Here is a 17,943-nt window from a genome sequence, read left to right as displayed (position 1 = left end):
AGTATGCTATAAGCAGTCAGACCCTGCCCTGGTCTTTATTCTTTCCGATTAGGTAAATTACTGATGACTGAAGCTAAACGCGCCCTCATTACCGGCATCACCGGTCAAGATGGTTCCTATCTGAGCGAATTGTTACTAGAAAAAGGCTATGAAGTCCACGGTATCATCCGTCGTACTTCAACTTTTAACACCGATCGCATTGATCATATCTACATTGACCCCCACCAGCCCGATGCTAAATTATTTCTTCACTATGGCGACCTCACCGACGGCACGACCCTGCGGCGTATTCTCGAACAAGTGCAACCAGTCGAGGTGTATAATTTAGGGGCCCAATCCCATGTGCGAGTTAGTTTTGATGCCCCAGAATACACCGTCGATGCTGTGGGCGTGGGGGTCTTAAGATTACTAGAAGCAATTCGGGATTACCAAAAAAGAACCGGCATCGAAGTCCGTTTCTATCAAGCAGGTTCCTCGGAAATGTTCGGGAAAGTCATGGAAGTTCCCCAAAAAGAAACCACGCCATTTTATCCCCGCAGTCCCTACGCTTGTGCGAAAGTTTACGGTCACTGGCAAACGGTCAACTATCGGGAATCCTACGACTTATTTGCCTGTAACGGCATTTTATTTAACCATGAATCCCCCCGTCGTGGAGAAACTTTTGTCACGCGCAAAATTACCCGCGCTTTGGCCCGAATTATTGCCGGACAACAGAAAAAACTCTACCTAGGAAATCTCGATTCTAAACGGGATTGGGGTTATGCTAAGGACTATGTGCGGGCGATGTGGTTAATGTTACAACAGCAAGAACCAGATGATTATGTGGTGGCGACAAATGAAACCTATTCTATCCGGGAGTTTCTCGATATTTCCTTTCAATACGTTAATCTAAATTGGCAGGATTATGTGGAGTTTGATCAACGTTATTTGCGTCCGGCGGAAGTGGATTTATTGATAGGGGATTCCACAAAAGCCAGAGAGAAATTAGGCTGGCAGCCGTCGGTGACATTCGAGGGACTGGTAAAATTAATGGTAGATGCGGATTTAGCGGCTTTGGGGATTAATCTTAATAACGGTGGTGATAGCGGACAGTTATTAAAAGATTTGGCCTATCTTCGCAATCGTTCGATGACAACTGTGGATTAAAGAGGTGAAAATATGCTGAATTTAAGCGAACAGAGAATCGTTGTCACCGGAGGGGCCGGATTTTTAGGTCGGCAAGTAGTTAATCAATTAATTGCAGCGGGGGCCAATCCCGAAAAAATTACAATTCCTCGGTCTAAAGATTGTGATTTAAGAGTTTGGGAAAACTGTCAACGTTTAGCCGACCAAGAAGATTTAATTATCCATTTGGCGGCCCATGTGGGAGGCATCGGTCTCAATCGGGAAAAACCCGCCGAATTATTCTATGATAATTTGATGATGGGAACCCAATTAATTCACGCTGCCTATCTAGCAGGAGTGCAAAAATTTGTCTGTGTGGGGACAATTTGTGCCTATCCAAAATTTACTCCAGTACCTTTCCGTGAAGACGATTTATGGTCAGGATATCCCGAAGAAACCAATGCGCCTTATGGTATCGCTAAAAAGGCTTTATTGGTACAATTAGAGTCCTATCGTTTGCAGTATGGTTTCAACGGAATTTATCTTTTACCGGTGAATTTATACGGGCCAGAGGATAATTTTGATCCGGGTAGTTCCCATGTAATTCCTGCTTTAATTCGCAAGGTTTATGAGGCACAACAACGGGGGGATAAACAACTTCCTGTCTGGGGAGATGGTAGTCCAACCCGGGAGTTTCTCTACTCCACCGATGCAGCACGCGGCATTGTCATGGCCAGTCAATTCTATAATGAATCGGAGCCGGTTAATCTTGGTACAAATTATGAGATTTCTATCAAAGATTTAGTCGAATTAATCTCTGATTTAATGGGTTTTGATGGCGAAATTGTTTGGGAAATAGATAAACCGAATGGTCAACCGCGACGCTGTTTAGATACAACCCGCGCTCAGGAAAAATTCGGTTTTGTTGCTCAAATGGAATTTAAAGAAGGTTTGCAAAAAACCATTGAATGGTATCGGCAAAACGCCGCCTAGTCTCGATAGCTGGTGTGTTAGATTAATAACTAACACACCAGATTTTTTTAAGCTTACTGACCTGTAAAATCAGAACGAAGGGTTAATTTTAAATCTTCCTTGGGGTTAATTGACAATAATTCCACAGATTCTCCTCGTAATAACCAGCCGGCTAATACTTCTAATCCTCCTCCTCGTAATAATCCCTCGCTAACTGGTTGGTCAGAAGTAAAGGAAGCGAGGACAGAAGCGGCGGATTTTCCTAATACCGCACCCTGAATAATTTTATCGGGGTTAACTCCTTTAATTAGTCTTTCTAGACGAGTGAAAACTGCCGAAATAGCATCGATAGATTTTTCTTGGGGTTGACGGGTTTTTAAAAAGATTTTTTGGGATAGAAAACGCGAACCTTGACCATCCGGTTTAATTTCTCCGATAATCTGACTACCATCGGGAATAATTGTCTGTCCTTGGGAATTTTTGATATTATCGGTGACGGTCAGAGATAAAGAAAAAGTTTCTTGTTTGGTTAAAAGAATTTTTTTCCCTTGCTCGTATTTTACAGGGATGTCTGTGCCGGCAGGAATTAATTGATTATTCCCCAAAAGAATCGGTTTAATTGGGGCGAATTGACGTGCGATCGCGGGAGTCAAGGAGAGGCAGACCACAACGAAAGAAGCACTTAAAAGCATTGTTAATAGGGTCAAAGGATGATGACGACCCTGCTTTTGAAAATATAGCATCTTACCCTTGAGTTTCCTAGTGGGAGCGAATTAAAGACAGAGACGAAAGCGGGAAAAAGTTTGTTTCCAAGCAGGAAAATGCGGGAAAAAGGAGAATTTTAGCAAAAAATAACTGAGATTTCCGACTAATTGCCAGTTGTTAGTTTAGTTGGTCTATTGAAACGCCAAAACTCTTGATTTGTCCGCAGTTCTTAGTTTTACACGGTCAATGGAGAACAATAACTATTTCTGAGCAAATTATAGGTTCACTCCTATCAAAAAAAATCACCCGATCGAATTAAAATCTCTGAAAAAATGTAACAATTGTGACAAAAAACTGAGGGAGTGGGGAATTATGAATTATGAATTATGAAGTGGGAAGTGGTGAGTGGTGCGCTCGTACTAATTTAATACACAGTTTAAATGCAGTCAAGCCAGCTAAAGATAGAAATAGAGAGAGTCAAAGATTGCTAGACTGCTGGGAGTGGATAGCTCAAAAAGTCTCGCCTTTAACCCCATAATCACACAATTAATACTAAATCCGCTGAGTATAGGCTATTTATGAGGACAGGCAAAAGGCAAGAGGCAAAAGGAGGAATAAATAATCAGTCTTTAATAACTGGATTTAGTATAACTTTAATTTTTGCGATCGAGATTGCCGTCACTACCAGTCCCCCATCCCTAGAAACCAAGAATATTCTCCCCGATCACCCGTGAACTGGATGCTGTTGCTAAAATAATCTTCATAGTCCCCAAGCTACCGAAACGAGCAAAGAGAGAACCGCCACTTTATCAATTAATCAATTATGGATTTACTCGAATACCAAGCCAAGGAAATATTTGCTCAAGTCGGCATCCCCATTTTACCTTCCCAACCAATCCACGAACCGGGGGGACTAAAAAGATTAAACATTCCCTATCCTATCGTGCTGAAGTCCCAGGTACGCACGGGAGGCCGGGGAAAAGCAGGAGGAGTGAAATTTGTCGCTAATACCATCGATGCGATCGCTGCTGCCCATGCTATCTTTCATTTACCGATCGCCGGAGAATATCCAGAGGTAATCTTAGCAGAAGCCAGGTATAATCCGCAACAGGAGATATTTTTAGCGATTTTACTCGATTATCATCTGCAAAGACCGGTTTTACTGGGTGCGAGTCAAGGGGGAATGGATGTGGACAGTTTACTGGCAACCATGCAAAAAGTGGTCATCGAAGCGAGATTTTCCCCCTATCTCTGTCGGCAATTAGCCGTATCTATGGGTTTAAGAGGGTCTTTGATCGAGTCTATCAGTCAAATTCTCGAAAAAATGTATAGTCTCTTTGTCAGCAAAGATCTCGATATTATCGAGATTAATCCCCTGGGTATCAACGAAGCCGGGGAAGTGATGGCCCTAGATGGCAAAATAACTGTTAATGATGCCGCTTTAGCTAGACATCTCGATCTCCTCGCTTTGACCCCACCCCAATTACAATCCCCTTGGTCGATAATTGATCAAACCGGCCGAATAGCGATGATCAGCAATGGCCAGGGTTTGATGTCCACTGTCTGGGATGCCTTAGCCAGCAAGGGGGCAAAACTAGCAGCCTGGCTTATACTGGAGGAAAGACTAGAATTAGAGCAATTAAACGAGCAAATAGAGGCCGGTCTGCAACAATTCCAACTATTGGCCGATTTAAAAGTGATTATCGTTGATATTGTCAGTTATCCCGACTTTGGCCAAAAAGCGATCGAGAGTATTAGCAATTACTACCGCAGTTATAGCCCATTATCACCCAGCCGGGGCAGCGGCGAACGGATGATCCGGGCCACCCGACAGGAAAGACAAACCTTGGAACCCCGCTCTTTTCTCAATCCCACCCTACCACAAATAATTTTTCGCGTCCTAGCTGACAGCAAAGCGATCGATCTCAGTCAGAGTTTAGCTGATGTTAACTTTCATTGGTTAGAGTCTTTAGAAGAGGTAGTCACTGCAGCAATTAAATTAGCCTAGAATCAGTGATCAGTTATAATTTGCACGGCTATAACTTGCATTTTTTACTCAAAGACAATAAGGCTCTCCTAGACTGGTTATAGCAAATTAGTAGTTTAAATGAGCCTAACCCCTTAAATAGCCTGGAATCCAACAAAGCAAAAAGCTTTTTTTTGAAAATTGCTTTTTTGAATTCTGGTGAGCCTTTTGGCAGGGCGGCTCTCCCAGCTTTGGTGGGTAAAATGTATTCTAAGATACATTTCTCAAGAGCGAGGGGGTGGAACGAACCACAAAGACACAAAGGACACAAAGATCGATCGATCCTATGTCAATTAAACTTATCACACAGAACCTAGAAGAGCCGCAGGGCTTGCGTGGATTATTTTCTGCTAAGTACCTAAGCAAAATTAATTAGGGTTTGCGGCAAAAAGCTTTTCGGTGGTGGCAGGGTGTGCCCCCCAACCCCCCCGACATCGGGGGGGTGGGGTGTGGGGTGTGGGGTTTTATCGATTTTCAGGTGGTCAACTACCTAATTTTCAGGGAAAAAGTCCAGGGATTTTCCCCCCGATCCCCGCAATGGCTGGCACTTTTTGAGGGGAAAAAAGTCCAAAAGTCTTATCCAACAAGGTTTTTAGATTTATTCAGCAGACCCTAATTATACATATCTAACCACCTCTTGCCTCCTGCCTTTTGCCTTTTGCCTATCTTCACTAGGAAATTAATTTTGCACGACTACTTAATATATCATAACTACTCTAGAAGAGCCGACAATAATACAGTTTAAGACAGAAGTAAAGCCTCGTCAGCATGAGACACTGATGTACTATTAAACAATTGGGTGACATCTTCATAAAGATTGCCTTGATTAGCTTTCAATGCTAATACATAATCAGCGCCTTGCTCAATAATTGTAGAGGCAATTTCAGTTTGACATCCCATGGCATCAATACTTACTAAACAACCTCGAATTTCTCAAATCTTCAATAATTCAGGAATAGCAGTAATCTCATTGGATTTTTCAGCGACTTTTCGTTGACCAAGTACCAAATGATTAGTGGCTGACCAGACACTTACCATAGGAATTAAACTGAGGTTATTTCCTCGTTCTTTTGCCCCTCGTCAGGTTTTCCCGTCCACATTTAAGAGTTCTCCATTGGTCACCTGATGAACTGCTTGCATCCAACTAATAAAGCATGACTGGAGTTCTTCTGATTTTAAACGGGCAAATAATCGGATCAATGTATCATGAGAGGGAATCCCATTAGGCAGAGCTAGAAAAGTTTTTAGCCATTCATATTTGGTTATACCATAGGCAGCAACTGCTTCCCAGTTGTTCGCCCCACAAATGGTTGCACAGATCTTAATCACAATAATATCTATCACAAATGCTCAATGTTGTGTAACGCTCTAGGGTCTTTTAGAGTGCCAAAGTGTTTTTCAATCAGGGCTGTTGGTGATGAACATTTGTCCGTTAACATTGTTTTGTGCGAACCTGTAAACAGATAGTTAATATTCTGTATACTAACTTGAAAAATTTAATATTTATCTCCTAATTGCTATTCCATGAGGATATCTTGTAGATTTATTGCGTATCTTCAAGAATTGTGTGCGATTGCCCTGGTCACCTAACGAGCATATATAAACGAGCATATATAATAATGAAGAGAATAAAATACTTGACGAAACTCATTAGATCGGAGAAAGGAGGTCAGTCATGGATCTGGTCCAGTTTATGGTAGTTATCATCGTGGTTGGGGTTCTATTGGGGCTCGTGAACAACTACATTCCGATGGACAGCAAGATCAAGCAAATCCTGAACATTGTGGTTGTCATCGCCCTAGTTTTGTGGATTCTTAAGGTGTTCGGATTGCTGAGTTTTCTCAAGGGAATTCGTATCGGTAGGTGAGTGATGTTCTAGACGGAAGGAAAGGTTGAATTATTATGGATCTGATGTCCATCACACTGGTGGTGCGCTGGCTAATAGGCTGGGGATTGATGTGGCGGTTGCCGCGACTTCCAGACCTTTCAGTCGTCGGTTCGCCTAAAGTCTCGGTCTTGATTCCGGCGAGGAATGAAGAGAGTACCCTCCCTAATTTGCTAACAGCCTTAAAGCAGCAAACATTCAAGCCCTACGAAATCATTGTCATCGATGACCAGTCCGCCGATGCTACCCCACAGATCGCCGAACAGGCCGGGGTGAAAGTAGTGCAGACTAGCCCTTTGCCCACAGGTTGGACAGGGAAAAACTGGGCACTCAAAACCGGATATGCAGCCTCATCTGGCGATATTCTCGTCTTTCTCGATGCCGACACTGAGCCAGGGGAGGAGCTGCTCCGCAGGCTGGTGGCAACTGTTCAACACTTAGGTGGTCTGGTCTCAGTTCAGCCCTATCACCGCACTGAACGCCCCTACGAACTGTTAGCGGTTCTGTTCAATCTCGTCGGCTTGATGGCCGTCAAACTGGGAGCAAGAGGTGGTGTGGCTTTTGGACCGGCTATGGCTACCAGCAAGGATGACTATGAGCGGGTCGGCGGCCACGACGCTGTGGCAGGATATGTTGTAGAAGACTGGTTCATGGCTCATATTTATGAGAGTGCGGGACTGCCAGTGAGTGCATACATTGGTCATGGCCAACTGGACTATCGGATGTACCCCGGCGGGCTGCGGGACTTGGTTGTTGGTTTCGACAAAAACTTTGCAACGGCAGCAGGGGAAGTCTCTTGGCTGCGGATGCTGGCGGTTGTGTTCTGGCTTTCAGGGTTGTTCTGGGCGGCTTGGTGTCTGCCCGCATCCCTATTCGGCTGGCCGATTGTCGGGAATTCATCCTTACTATATAACGTACTGCTTTATCTTGCCTTCGCCATACAGTTAGCCATAATTGTATGGCCAGTGGGTTCATTCGGAGCAATCGTCTTTTTCTTCCCCATTCCGGTTGCCTTCTTCATTGCAGTGTTCCTGCTGGCAATTCTGAATCTCGAACGTGGTCAAATCGAATGGAAAGGACGAAGGATAAGTACCCGATGGCAAGGTGAATGAATGAGATTATCTATACTACAGTTACCGGATGGGGTAATCGTCGGGCTTTGTGTGGTCGGTTGGACAGCCTGGTCACTTTTGATCGGTTTTGTCGGTCATCGACTTCCCCTGAAATTCCTAGAAACGGACACCTGCCTGACCCGGCCACGACCCTGGGGGGAAGATAGACAATGGTACAATCGGGTACTGCGGATCAAGCGATGGAAGGATCGGTTGCCAGAAGCAGGGGATTTCTTCCCGGGAGGTTTTCGCAAAACATCCGTTGGCGGTGGGGACTGTGCCGTAATGTCCCGTTTTTTGGCTGAAACCCGTCGCGCGGAATACGTTCACATCGCCATCTGGCTGTTTTGGTTAGTGACGATGCTCTGGACTCCTGGCTGGGGTGTGCTGGTAAACCTCGCCGTAGGAACAGCCTTCAACCTGCCTTGTTTATGGGTGCAGCGTTACAATCGGCTTCGGCTCCAGCATCTGCTCGTATTGAAAGGACAGGGAAAAACGATATGCTAAAGTATGAACTTGGCTGTGAATTAACCTACAGCATTGAGCAAGCAAGCACTCTAATTCTTAATGTTGCTATTGTCAGCAACAACCATCAGATTATTGTTCAGGAAGACCTCCATTCTAACTCTCAACGGTCGATTGAGGAATACATCACTTCTGTCAGTGGAAATCGATACTTTCGACTCAATGCCCCTCCTGGCAATTTGCAAATTTCCTATCGAGCAACCGTTGGCTTATCTCCTTATTATTCAGACCCCAGTACGATTTTTGAAGTAAAGCCAGCCGATTTACCCCTCGATATCTTGTACTATCTTTATCCGAGTCGTTACTGTCAGTCAGATCGATTATTGCGCTTTGTCGCGGCTGAATTTGGCCATTTAGTCCCTGGTTATTCCAGGGTGACAGCTATCTGTAACTGGATTTATGACAATGTTTTGTATCTCTCTGGTAGCAGTGATTCTTTAACTTCTGCTTGCGATACAGCGATAGAAAGGGTAGGCGTTTGCCGTGATTTTGCCCATTTAGGCATTGCTTTTTGTCGGGCCTTGAATATTCCAGCACGCTTTGTTGCCGGCTACGCCTATGGTTTAAATCCCCCCGATTTTCATGCCTGGTTTGAGGCTTATCTAGGGGATCGCTGGTATCTTTTCGATCCTACCCGCCTTGTGCCTCAGAGCGGGCTAATTCGCGTTGGCACAGGACGAGATGCCGCCGATGTTTCTTTTGCCACTATTTTTGGTCCGGTACAAATGAATCAGATGAGGCTTTTTATGGACTACTTACCCGATGCCAAGCCGATTTCCGAGAATATTTTGATACCGACAACAGAGGCGATCGCCATCTCTTGAGCGTACCCCAGTCAGGTATTCTATTATCGAAAATTTGGGTTGAAAACCCCGTCCTTTGAGGACGGCTTTAAGCTACAATGGAAAAAGCGATAACCAAGCTAAAAACTAAACCCTGACCACAGATAGTAGGGGGTTTCGTTCAGAAAAGAATTCAAATTCGGCCTTGAACGAGTAAAACTTTCTAGGAAATAAGGTTGAACATGAGATTTTTTCGACTTGTTCAAAGTGGCCGTCCGGCATTCGGACACTCAAAACGGACGGGTCGAAAGTGTCAGACTTAAGCAATTAAGCGTTTTTCGCTATCTGCGTCAACCCCATTGACGCGACCATCCAAAAAAAGTGGCGTGGTGAGGATGTCAATAACATTGTCTTTGAAAAACCCATTTTAGGAGTTGCCCATGTCATCCTCATCCCTACCCATTAAACTGGCTGTACTGGTTGTCATCATTGGTGAAACCGTCTTGCAAGACCGCATGATCAAGCTGCTGCAAGAGTTAGGCGTAACTGGCTATACCCTCTCGCAAGCCCAGGGCGCAGGTCGCCACGGCAACCGCCAGGGAGATATGGTCGGTTATAACACCAATATTGAGATCAAAACCGTTGTCTCGCAGGAAGTCTCGGAGGCGATCTTCTCTGGTCTCGTCGAGTATCAAGCTAATCATGCCTTAATCGCTTTCCGACAAAATGTCGAAGCGTTGACTGGGTTTGAGATAATTTGATTCGTCACTAACCCCGCCCTAAAAGGGACGGGGCTTGCCTAGACCAATTTAGGCGACGCAAGTAGAGACTACCGATCGAGACACAATCTGGCCCAGACTTCCGAATACTTCCCTAGTTCGGATTACCTCTAAGCTCTATTGGTAAAGCGTTGTTAGACAAGACATCTGGATTGTGTTGCGGTAAGGGACTTTAACTTTACTCTTAAGGATTATCTCCATAGCAAGAGTTCCTGTTATCTCAAAAGACGGAAAACCGTTGATGCCCACTAAACCCAGTCGGGCCAGGCGGTGGATTAAAGAAGGAAAAGCTATCGGTAAATTCAACGACTTAGATATTTTCTATGTCCAGCTAACCGATGAACCTTCCGATAACAAAACCCAACCGATTGCTATTGGTATTGACCGGGGTAAATTATTCTCTGGAATTGGCGTTCAATCCTCCCTTTTTACTCTTTGGAAGGCTCACTTAGAACTTCCTTTTAAGCGAGTAAGAGAGTGCATGGACAATAGACGGTTAATGCGAAAAGGACGTAGAAAAAGACGGATTAACCGCCAACTTCCCTTTAATCTAAGAGCGCATCGACAAAAACGATTCTCAAATAGAAAACAAGGAAAATTAGCTCCCTCAATCAAAGCTAATCGTCAACTTGAACTTCGAGTCGTTTCCGAACTAACCAAAATCTATCCAATTACCGATATTTACTTTGAGTACATCAAAGCCGATATTGATCTAACTTCCAGTAGAAAAGGAGCTAAGTCTAGAAAAGGTTTCTCACCAGTTATGGTTGGACAAAAATGGGCGATTGAGCAACTGTCTCAATTGGCAACAGTCCATACTCGCTTTGGTTGGCAAACCTCTAATCTTAGAAAACATTTGCGACTAGAAAAGTCTAAAAATAAAGCAGAACAATCACCAGAAAGTCATGCTAACGATGGCATTGCTAAGAGGGAGGGAGCATCTCACCTTTGTAACCCCTAAATCAGGTTTTATGTCAAGCTATTTTGAAAGCCTTGCTAGAAACCAGTTTTAGGGACAAGTATAATTACTCACTTGCATAAATCAGATACTCCCAAAGAGGGATATTTATGAAGTGGAATCTGACCTGCGGAATGTTGGATATAATCTAATTATATACTAAAAACAGGAAATTCATGACAAATATTCACTCGATCATCGGTATATTCCCCTCCAATGAAGAAGCAGACATAGTTGTAAGGTGGTAAACGACGTAAATATGGTGGCTCTACCACAAGACATGGGTTCCGTCAAGGAGATTTAATTTCTTCTCCCAAAGGAATTGATTATGTTAGTGGAGATACCGAAAAACAGCTATCTGTAAGCGATGCCAATGGTCAACGATTGGGACAGATAACTGTTAGTAAGATTCAGTTAATTCGTCGTTCTAACGGTTTAATTGTTTCTCACTAACTTATGTAAAGCCGCCCTCCGTTATCGCTAAAGGGCGGGTTTCAGACCCAGTTTTTCGATGAAAGCCCTGTTACTCTACCCTGAGTTTCCCCAGTCTTTCTGGTCTTACGATCGCTTTATGGAAATCGCAGGACTGAAAGCCACCATTCCACCCCTCGGCATCATTACTGTCGCCGCCCTCCTCCCCCAAAACTGGGAGATTCGATTTTATGATCGCAACGTCAATCCTGAAACAGAAGCCGATTGGGAGTGGTGTGAGTTGGTTATCCTCTCTGCCATGTTGGTCCAGAAGCCAGATTTTCAAGCTCTGATTCAAAAAGCCGTGCAGTTAGGCAAAAAAGTCGCCGTTGGCGGTCCCTACCCCACCTCTGTCCCCCAGGATGCCCTGGATTCTGGAGCGGACTATCTCATTTTGGATGAGGGAGAGTTAACCGTTCCCCTGTTTTTAGAGGCGATCGCTCAAGGGCAAAGCCAGGGAATTTTCCGCTCTGGGGACAAGCCAGACGTGACCCTCAGCCCCATCCCCCGCTTCGACCTGCTTCAGCGAGACGATTACTTAATGATGGCAGTGCAATTCTCTCGCGGCTGTCCTTTTAACTGCGAATTTTGCGACATTATTTCCCTCTACGGGCGCAAATCTCGTACTAAAGAGCCGAGTCAGACTTTAGCCGAGTTGCAGACTCTCTACGACCTAGGCTGGCGGGGTTCGCTGTTCATCGTCGATGACAACTTTATTGGCAATCAGCGCAACGTCAAACGCTTTCTCAGAGACTTGATTCCCTGGATGAAGCAGCACGACTATCCCTTCACCTTTATTACTGAAGCCTCGGTCAATTTGGCAGAGGATGATGAATTGTTAAGCCTGATGGCTGAGGCGGGGTTTTATTCTGTCTTTCTGGGGATTGAAACTCCTGACCAAGATAGTCTGCAAGTGACGCGCAAACTGCAAAATACTCGCAATCCACTGGTGGAAGCCTGTCGTAAGATTAATGCAGCCGGTTTGCTAATCTATGCTGGATTTATCTTGGGGTTTGATGGAGAGCGCTCTGGTGCGGGGGAAAGGATTCAAGCCTTTGTGGAAGAAACCAGTATTCCTCAGCCCATGTTAGGCATCCTCCAGGCTCCGCCCAACACGGCGCTCTGGAATCGTCTCCAGCAAGAACAGCGTTTAGTTGAGGGTGACAGCATCCATCCGACGGGAGATCAGAATAGCTTGATGAATTTTATCCCCACCCGCCCGATTGCCGAAATTGCCAGAGAGTATGTCGAAGGCTTCTGGACGCTGTACGAACCCAGCCACTATCTCCGACGCTGTTTCCAACAATGTCTCGGTCTGGGTTTGCAGTCAAAACACAAGCAAACCATGCAATTTCCCGTGGGGAAGGGGTTACAGCTGATTACCCAGTTAATCTGGCATCAGGGTATCCGCCGAGCGGACATTCGGGGACAGTTTTGGCGGCAATTATGGACGATTTTGCGGAAAAAGCCCCAAGTTCTCAATCTGTATTTAGGTCTGTGCGCGGCGGGAGAACATTTTTGGGAGTACCGGGCCTTAGCCAGAGAACGGATTACTCAACAACTAGGCTACGATCCCTTAGAAGTTTCTGGTCGTCCCAACCAGAACTCATTCTGACTCGATAGGGAGGATTGGATTGTATGGTCAAGAGATCGCTCCAGGCTTCCCCTTCGGGAATTAAACAGGCTAAACGAGCCTTTGCGCTCAAGGGGTGGACTCAGGAAAATCTAGCAGGGGAAGTGAACTTAAAGACCCGCCAGCCGATTTGGCGGTTTTTCACAGGGAAACCCGTTGATCGCCAGGTTTTCCTGGAAATTTGTTCGATTCTGGATTTGGATTGGCGGGAGATTGCCCTCGCTCCGCCCGCAGAATTTCCTGAACCAGGAGAACTGGCGAAAACTAATATTGATGCTCTGGTGCAAGAGGTGCGAGCGCAACGCCTGGACACCATCCAAAACCAGTGCGGCATCTTGCAGTTACTAGATATCAGCCATCCGGTCAACCTTGATGACATCTATGTGGATGTCAATATTTTGGCGGAAATTGCCAGTCAACAGTGGGTGGAGATTGCCGATTGGCAAAACTTGGGTCCCGCTGAATTCGATCGCGTCGGCTTGGGAGAGGTTGAGCAGAAGCAAATACCCGGAATGCAGGCTGTTGAAACTTACTCAAAGCTCAGAGTTTTGGGGAGACCGGGGGTTGGCAAAACGACCTTTTTGCAACATCTGGCGATTCAGTGCAACCAAGGCGAGTTTGCGGCGAATCAAGTGCCGATTTTTATCTTATTGAGAGAATTTGCCGAGGAGTCCAGGCCCAGTGGTGAATTTAGCCTGTTCAACTACATCGGTCAGGCATTGCTCACCTCGGGAATTTCCAACCCGTCTGTGCTGGAAACCTTACTGCAAGCGGGCAGAGTCCTGCTGTTGCTCGATGGCATGGATGAAGTTCTCAACCAGGACATTACAGCAGTTCTGAGAGAAATTCGCCAATTCTCAGAAAAGTATCATCGCAATCGATTTGTAGTAACCTGTCGCACCGCTGCCCAAAAACTCCAGATTCGAGGTTTCACTGATGTAGAAATTGCCCCCTTTACCCAGGCACAAATCAGCACCTTCGCGCAAAAGTGGTTTGTGGCACTGAGCAAAACGACTGCTCAAGCGGGGCAGGAGCAGTCGGCTCAGTTTATGCAGAAGTTGGACTTGCCGGAAAACTGGCAATTTCGGCAACTGGTGGTGACACCTCTGTTTCTGCATCTCGCCTGCTGGGTGTTTCAGGGTCAAGGGAAATTTCCGAGCAAGCGGGCTGAGTTTTATAAACAAGGGCTGGATTTGCTGCTGGGTAAATGGGATGAAGCTCGAGGAGTCGAACGCGATCAGGTTTACCGGGGGTTTTTATTGCCCCAAAAATTGAGGCTGTTGAGCCAGCTTGCAGCAGTGACTTTTGAACAGGGGCAGTATTTTTTTGAGCAACGCACGATTGAGCAATACATTGGCGACTATTTGCGGAATTTGCCAGGTGCAACCCTAGAAGCAGAGGAACTCCAACTCGAAAGCGAAGCCATGCTGAAAGCGATCGAGGCACAGCATGGAATCCTCACAGAACGGGCGCGAGGCATTTTTTCATTTTCTTATCTGGCATTTCAAGAATACTTCACGGCTCGAAAAATAGTTGCCAGCCATAATTTGCAGGCATTAGAACAAGCACTGGGAGGGTTGGTGAGTCACATCACCGATTCCCACTGGCGCGAAGTCTTCTTGTTAACGGCTGCCATGTTGCGAAGTGCAGATGCGCTGGTGCAGTTGATGAAGCAACAAATTGATGCCTTAGTCGCGCAAGACTCCTATCTGCAAGAGTTTTTGAGTTGGGCCAGCCAAAAATCCCAGCAGCTCCCAGACGAACCCAAAGTGGCGACCGCACGCGCATTTTACCTTGCCCTTGCCCAAAGCCCACATACGGCAGATCGCTTTGCCTTAGCCAGCACGCTCGATCAGGGGATGTTGTTAGACGCGGCGTTGGAGAACTTGCTGGTAGAGTTTGCCATCGACCACAGTCAGGATTTTGCATACGTCAATGCTTGTAGCGAGGCACTCAACAACATTCTGGTGATGGTTCTGGATGCTGGATTTTATAAGTCTTTGCAACAATTGAGAGACCAACTGCCACCTCCGAGTCAAAACCTGGAACGGCTTCAGCACTGGTGGCAGAAAAACTATTCTGCCTGGGTGGAACAGTTGCGGGGTGCGATCGCCAATTATCGCAATATTCATCATCCCTGGCAGTTTACGACTGACCAACAGCAGATGCTCCAACGCTACTATGATGCCAATCAACTCCTGATCGATTGTTTGAATAGTAACTGCGAAATAACAGCCGCAATCCGGCAAGAAATTGAAGCCACGTTGCTGTTACCTCAAAAGGACTTGGAAGATCGGGAATGGCAAGGAGATTAAATTGATAGACCACTCATTTGGATTTTACGGGTTCGCTTTCTTTGGGATCATCCTGGCGCGATACTTTCTCGTGGCTGGGGGAACCTATTTGTTCTTCTATTCGCCCTTGAGTCAGTCCTTTGTCAATCACAACCTGCGGCATTGGTCTCCCTCTTGGCGATCGATTCAACAAGATATCACGCTCTCGGTTCTTTCGGCGGGGGTGTTTGCGCTGGCGGCGGCTTTCATCATGACAGGATACAGTTGGGGCATTACCCGCTTATACAGCCACCCTCAACAGTATGGGCTGTGTTATTTAGGGGTTAGTTATGGCGCTGTGTTGGTTCTCCAGGATGCCTATTTCTATCTCACCCATCGCTTGTTTCACCACCCGTCACTCTTTCGGTGGTTACACCAGGGACATCATCGCTCGCGCTATCCTACCCCGTGGACTTCGTTTGCCTTTGACCCACTAGAGGCGATCGTTCAGTCTCTCTTCCTGGTCGGCATTGTCTTTGTCCTTCCCCTGCATTTCATCACGTTAATTGCGGCACTCACCACGATGACGATCTGGGCAGTGTTAAATCATCTTGGGATCGATCGCTTGCCCTCCTCATTTCCCCATCATTGGTTGGGTCGGTGGTTTATTGGTCCTGCCCATCATTCCATTCATCATCGCAAGTACACCGTACATTACGGTCTATATTTCACGTTCTGGGACAAACTCCTCGGAACTCAAGACCCCGATTATGAGCAGAAGTTTGATGAGCGTCTGACGGGTAAAGTCGATGGAGTTTAACTCGTGCATCGCCCGTTACATTTTGTCTCGTATTCAAGCAATTCATACAGACTCAATCAATTCATACAGTAAATCAAACAACCATCTATCAGGGTAATAGCAGAAGCAGAATTGTTGACTCGACTCAGGTAAGCAGTTCTCAAATCCAACAAATTCAATAAGGAGACTTCATGAACTTCAACAAAATTATTTTAGTGACAGGTGCTATTGCTGTTAGTACCTTCGTTATAGCACCTGTTCAGGCAGCAACAATTCTTTCCCATTGGACATTTGACGAAACAGGGGGCACTATCGCTGCCGATAGTGTAGGGGGACAAAACGGTATTTTACAGGGGAACGCCACACTTGTGGGTGGAGGAATTTCTGGAAATGCAATTAGCTTGAGTCAAGCCACTAATGACCTTGTTAACATGGGAAACATCTATGGTTTCACCAATAGCAACTTTTCCATTTCAGCTTGGATTAACTCAACGGTACTTAACGATAACTTTGTCGTGGCAAGGCATACAGCAGGGATTGTGTCTGGATATATGGTATTTGTTAATGGTATCAACCCTGGGGAACGGCAATTGACGAAAGCAGGATTCTACGCACCTTTTCCTAACAGGCACGTATTGCATGGCAACACTACAGTAACAGATGGCGACTGGCATCAAATAGCTGTGGTGTACGAGCAAGGTGGAAATTCTTTATTATATGTAGATGGTATCTTGGATGCGATCACTGCCAGTGATCCAATTGGGGCAACCTCGGCTCCTTTCCTAGTTGGAGGAGTTGCTGTAGGCTCTCAACCAACAGGATTGTATACAGGGTTGATTGACGACGTACAAGTATATAGTGGAGCTTTATCGGCTTCGGATATTCAGTTTCTCTATCATAACCCTGGAGTAGCAATTGGAGAATCCTCATCCATCCCCGAACCCTCATCAATTCTAGGAATACTGAGTTTAGGAGTATTAGGAATAGGTGCAGCTTTAAAGCGCAAATCTTGAAGATAGTGCTAGAGGCATTTCCTATAAATGCCTCACCTTGCTTTTTTACAGAGATCATCTAAACAAATTCTAACGATAACTTTCCCTTCTGTGTCGAACTCGCATCACTTTCACAACTTGGTTTTTATCATCAATTTCGTAAATAATTCGATACTCTCCAACTCGAACACGGTAATCTTGTAGGGAGTTTTTCAACTTAAGACATCCAGATGGTCTAGGATTAGTGTTTAAGGCTCTAATGACCGGAATAATACGCTCAAATAAATCAGCAGGTAATTTTCTTAAATCCCGTTCCGCCTGTTTTTCTAGAAGAACTTCATACATCCGTTGAATAATCTTTGAGAAAGTCATCTAGAGAACGAAACTCAAGGGGTTTCTGGCGCATTTCGGCTAAAGCCTTTAAATCTTCAATCGCTTCAATTTGCTCTAACATCTCTTGATAAACCTCAATATCGAGAATAACCGACACTGGTTTCCCATCGCGTAAAACTATTTCAGGGTCTTTAGGCTGAGTTGTCATAATTTAGCTGTTTAGTTAGTATTTATTTCTATTGTAGATTTTAGCAAAGGCCAATTCAAGTTTGAAGTGCACCAGTACCTGACTGACTGAAGAATACCTCAGATGGAGTGCGATAGTCAAGGGCTTTTCGGGGTCGATGGTTGATTAAGTCTGTCACTCGGTCTACCTCAGCTTGTTTGACGATGAGAGAAATTTGTCCCTTTCGGGAAAAACTGCCGCATGAGACCGTTAGTATGCTCGTTGAGTCCTCGCTCCCAAGAATGGTAAGGATTAGCAAAGTAGCATTTAACTCCTAATTGATGTGAGGAGCTTCGTCTTGGTTTTCCTCTCTTGGTGGTACAAGTCAGGTTACCTTGATGAGCCTCCTCATTGGAAGACTACCCTAG

At 45.4% G+C, this 17,943-nt stretch carries 17 protein-coding genes and 4 pseudogenes; 16 read left to right on the top strand and 5 right to left on the bottom strand.

Annotated features, from left to right (window positions below; translation table 11 throughout):
- Positions 1-63 precede the first annotated feature (63 nt).
- Together gmd and B5D77_RS15410 are read left to right on the top strand one after the other, a co-directional pair.
- A complete protein-coding gene (gene gmd / locus B5D77_RS15415) occupies positions 64-1,146 on the top strand; it encodes a GDP-mannose 4,6-dehydratase (RefSeq protein WP_106909148.1) in 1,083 nt (360 codons plus the stop codon).
- A gap of 12 nt (positions 1,147-1,158) precedes the next feature.
- Positions 1,159-2,097 carry a GDP-L-fucose synthase gene (locus B5D77_RS15410; RefSeq protein ID WP_106909147.1) on the top strand — a complete coding sequence of 313 codons (939 nt, stop codon included), beginning with the start codon at positions 1,159-1,161 and terminating at the stop codon, positions 2,095-2,097.
- A gap of 53 nt (positions 2,098-2,150) precedes the next feature.
- Here B5D77_RS15410 and B5D77_RS15405 read toward each other — a convergent pair whose 3' ends face one another.
- On the bottom strand, positions 2,151-2,819 hold the full coding sequence (locus B5D77_RS15405; RefSeq protein ID WP_106909146.1) for a hypothetical protein: 669 nt from the start codon (positions 2,817-2,819) through the stop codon (positions 2,151-2,153).
- A gap of 540 nt (positions 2,820-3,359) precedes the next feature.
- Here B5D77_RS15405 and B5D77_RS25920 point away from each other — a divergent pair.
- The 3 genes from B5D77_RS25920 to B5D77_RS27310 all read left to right on the top strand — a co-directional run bounded on the left by B5D77_RS25920 (position 3,360) and on the right by B5D77_RS27310 (position 5,423).
- The gene (locus B5D77_RS25920) at positions 3,360-3,515 is read left to right on the top strand and encodes a hypothetical protein (RefSeq protein WP_008206542.1); all 156 of its coding nucleotides are present in this window, start codon (positions 3,360-3,362) and stop codon (positions 3,513-3,515) included.
- A gap of 89 nt (positions 3,516-3,604) precedes the next feature.
- Positions 3,605-4,789 (top strand): ATP-grasp domain-containing protein, encoded by a 1,185-nt coding sequence (locus B5D77_RS15400; RefSeq protein WP_106909145.1) that lies wholly within the window; start codon positions 3,605-3,607, stop codon positions 4,787-4,789.
- Positions 4,790-5,240: 451 nt separating this feature from the next.
- Positions 5,241-5,423, top strand: a complete 183-nt coding sequence (locus B5D77_RS27310) for a hypothetical protein (protein WP_039900603.1) — start codon at positions 5,241-5,243, stop codon at positions 5,421-5,423.
- A gap of 170 nt (positions 5,424-5,593) precedes the next feature.
- Here B5D77_RS27310 and B5D77_RS27305 read toward each other — a convergent pair.
- Positions 5,594-6,246: pseudogene (locus B5D77_RS27305) on the bottom strand (ISAs1 family transposase); the annotation flags it as partial.
- 236 nt (positions 6,247-6,482) lie between these two features.
- On the opposite strand from B5D77_RS27305, the gene B5D77_RS15390 reads away from it, so the two are divergent.
- The 11 genes and pseudogenes from B5D77_RS15390 (at position 6,483) to B5D77_RS15330 (ending at position 17,037) form a co-directional block, all read left to right on the top strand.
- Positions 6,483-6,674: a Thivi_2564 family membrane protein gene (locus B5D77_RS15390; RefSeq protein ID WP_039900597.1), complete on the top strand. Its 192-nt coding sequence runs from the start codon at positions 6,483-6,485 to the stop codon at positions 6,672-6,674.
- A gap of 35 nt (positions 6,675-6,709) precedes the next feature.
- Positions 6,710-7,804 (top strand): glycosyltransferase family 2 protein, encoded by a 1,095-nt coding sequence (locus B5D77_RS15385; protein ID WP_008206545.1) that lies wholly within the window; start codon positions 6,710-6,712, stop codon positions 7,802-7,804.
- Positions 7,805-8,311 carry a hypothetical protein gene (locus B5D77_RS15380; protein ID WP_002799014.1) on the top strand — a complete coding sequence of 169 codons (507 nt, stop codon included), beginning with the start codon at positions 7,805-7,807 and terminating at the stop codon, positions 8,309-8,311.
- The gene (locus B5D77_RS15375; protein WP_106909144.1) at positions 8,305-9,153 is read left to right on the top strand and encodes a transglutaminase family protein; all 849 of its coding nucleotides are present in this window, start codon (positions 8,305-8,307) and stop codon (positions 9,151-9,153) included. The genes B5D77_RS15380 and B5D77_RS15375 overlap by 7 nt, the downstream gene beginning before the upstream one ends.
- 398 nt (positions 9,154-9,551) lie before the next feature.
- Positions 9,552-9,872, top strand: a complete 321-nt coding sequence (locus B5D77_RS15365) for a P-II family nitrogen regulator (protein WP_008206554.1) — start codon at positions 9,552-9,554, stop codon at positions 9,870-9,872.
- A 217-nt stretch (positions 9,873-10,089) separates the two neighbouring features.
- Positions 10,090-10,818 (top strand): annotated as a pseudogene (locus tag B5D77_RS15360) (RRXRR domain-containing protein); the annotation flags it as partial.
- Positions 10,819-11,088: 270 nt separating this feature from the next.
- Positions 11,089-11,301 (top strand): annotated as a pseudogene (locus tag B5D77_RS27300) (hypothetical protein); the annotation flags it as partial.
- A 58-nt stretch (positions 11,302-11,359) separates the two neighbouring features.
- Positions 11,360-12,934, top strand: a complete 1,575-nt coding sequence (locus B5D77_RS15345; protein ID WP_106909142.1) for a B12-binding domain-containing radical SAM protein — start codon at positions 11,360-11,362, stop codon at positions 12,932-12,934.
- Between the two features lie 23 nt (positions 12,935-12,957).
- Positions 12,958-15,267, top strand: a complete 2,310-nt coding sequence (locus B5D77_RS15340; RefSeq protein ID WP_106909141.1) for an NACHT domain-containing NTPase — start codon at positions 12,958-12,960, stop codon at positions 15,265-15,267.
- A 1-nt stretch (position 15,268) separates the two neighbouring features.
- Positions 15,269-16,045, top strand: a complete 777-nt coding sequence (locus B5D77_RS15335) for a sterol desaturase family protein (RefSeq protein ID WP_106909140.1) — start codon at positions 15,269-15,271, stop codon at positions 16,043-16,045.
- Between the two features lie 170 nt (positions 16,046-16,215).
- The gene (locus B5D77_RS15330) at positions 16,216-17,037 is read left to right on the top strand and encodes a LamG domain-containing protein (RefSeq protein WP_106910010.1); all 822 of its coding nucleotides are present in this window, start codon (positions 16,216-16,218) and stop codon (positions 17,035-17,037) included.
- Between the two features lie 69 nt (positions 17,038-17,106).
- On the opposite strand, the gene B5D77_RS15325 is transcribed toward B5D77_RS15330, so the two are convergent.
- The 3 genes and pseudogenes from B5D77_RS15325 to B5D77_RS27295 form a co-directional block, all read right to left on the bottom strand.
- Positions 17,107-17,361 carry a type II toxin-antitoxin system RelE/ParE family toxin gene (locus tag B5D77_RS15325; RefSeq protein ID WP_012265947.1) on the bottom strand — a complete coding sequence of 85 codons (255 nt, stop codon included), beginning with the start codon at positions 17,359-17,361 and terminating at the stop codon, positions 17,107-17,109.
- Positions 17,354-17,557, bottom strand: a complete 204-nt coding sequence (locus B5D77_RS15320; protein WP_004159269.1) for a type II toxin-antitoxin system Phd/YefM family antitoxin — start codon at positions 17,555-17,557, stop codon at positions 17,354-17,356. The genes B5D77_RS15325 and B5D77_RS15320 overlap by 8 nt, the downstream gene beginning before the upstream one ends.
- 55 nt (positions 17,558-17,612) lie before the next feature.
- A pseudogene (locus tag B5D77_RS27295) lies at positions 17,613-17,838 on the bottom strand (transposase); the annotation flags it as partial.
- Between the last annotated feature and the right edge of the window lie 105 nt (positions 17,839-17,943).

Source organism: Microcystis sp. MC19, assembly GCF_003019735.1.
Classification (GTDB): domain Bacteria; phylum Cyanobacteriota; class Cyanobacteriia; order Cyanobacteriales; family Microcystaceae; genus Microcystis.
This window is presented reverse-complemented; position numbering and strand designations above follow the sequence as displayed.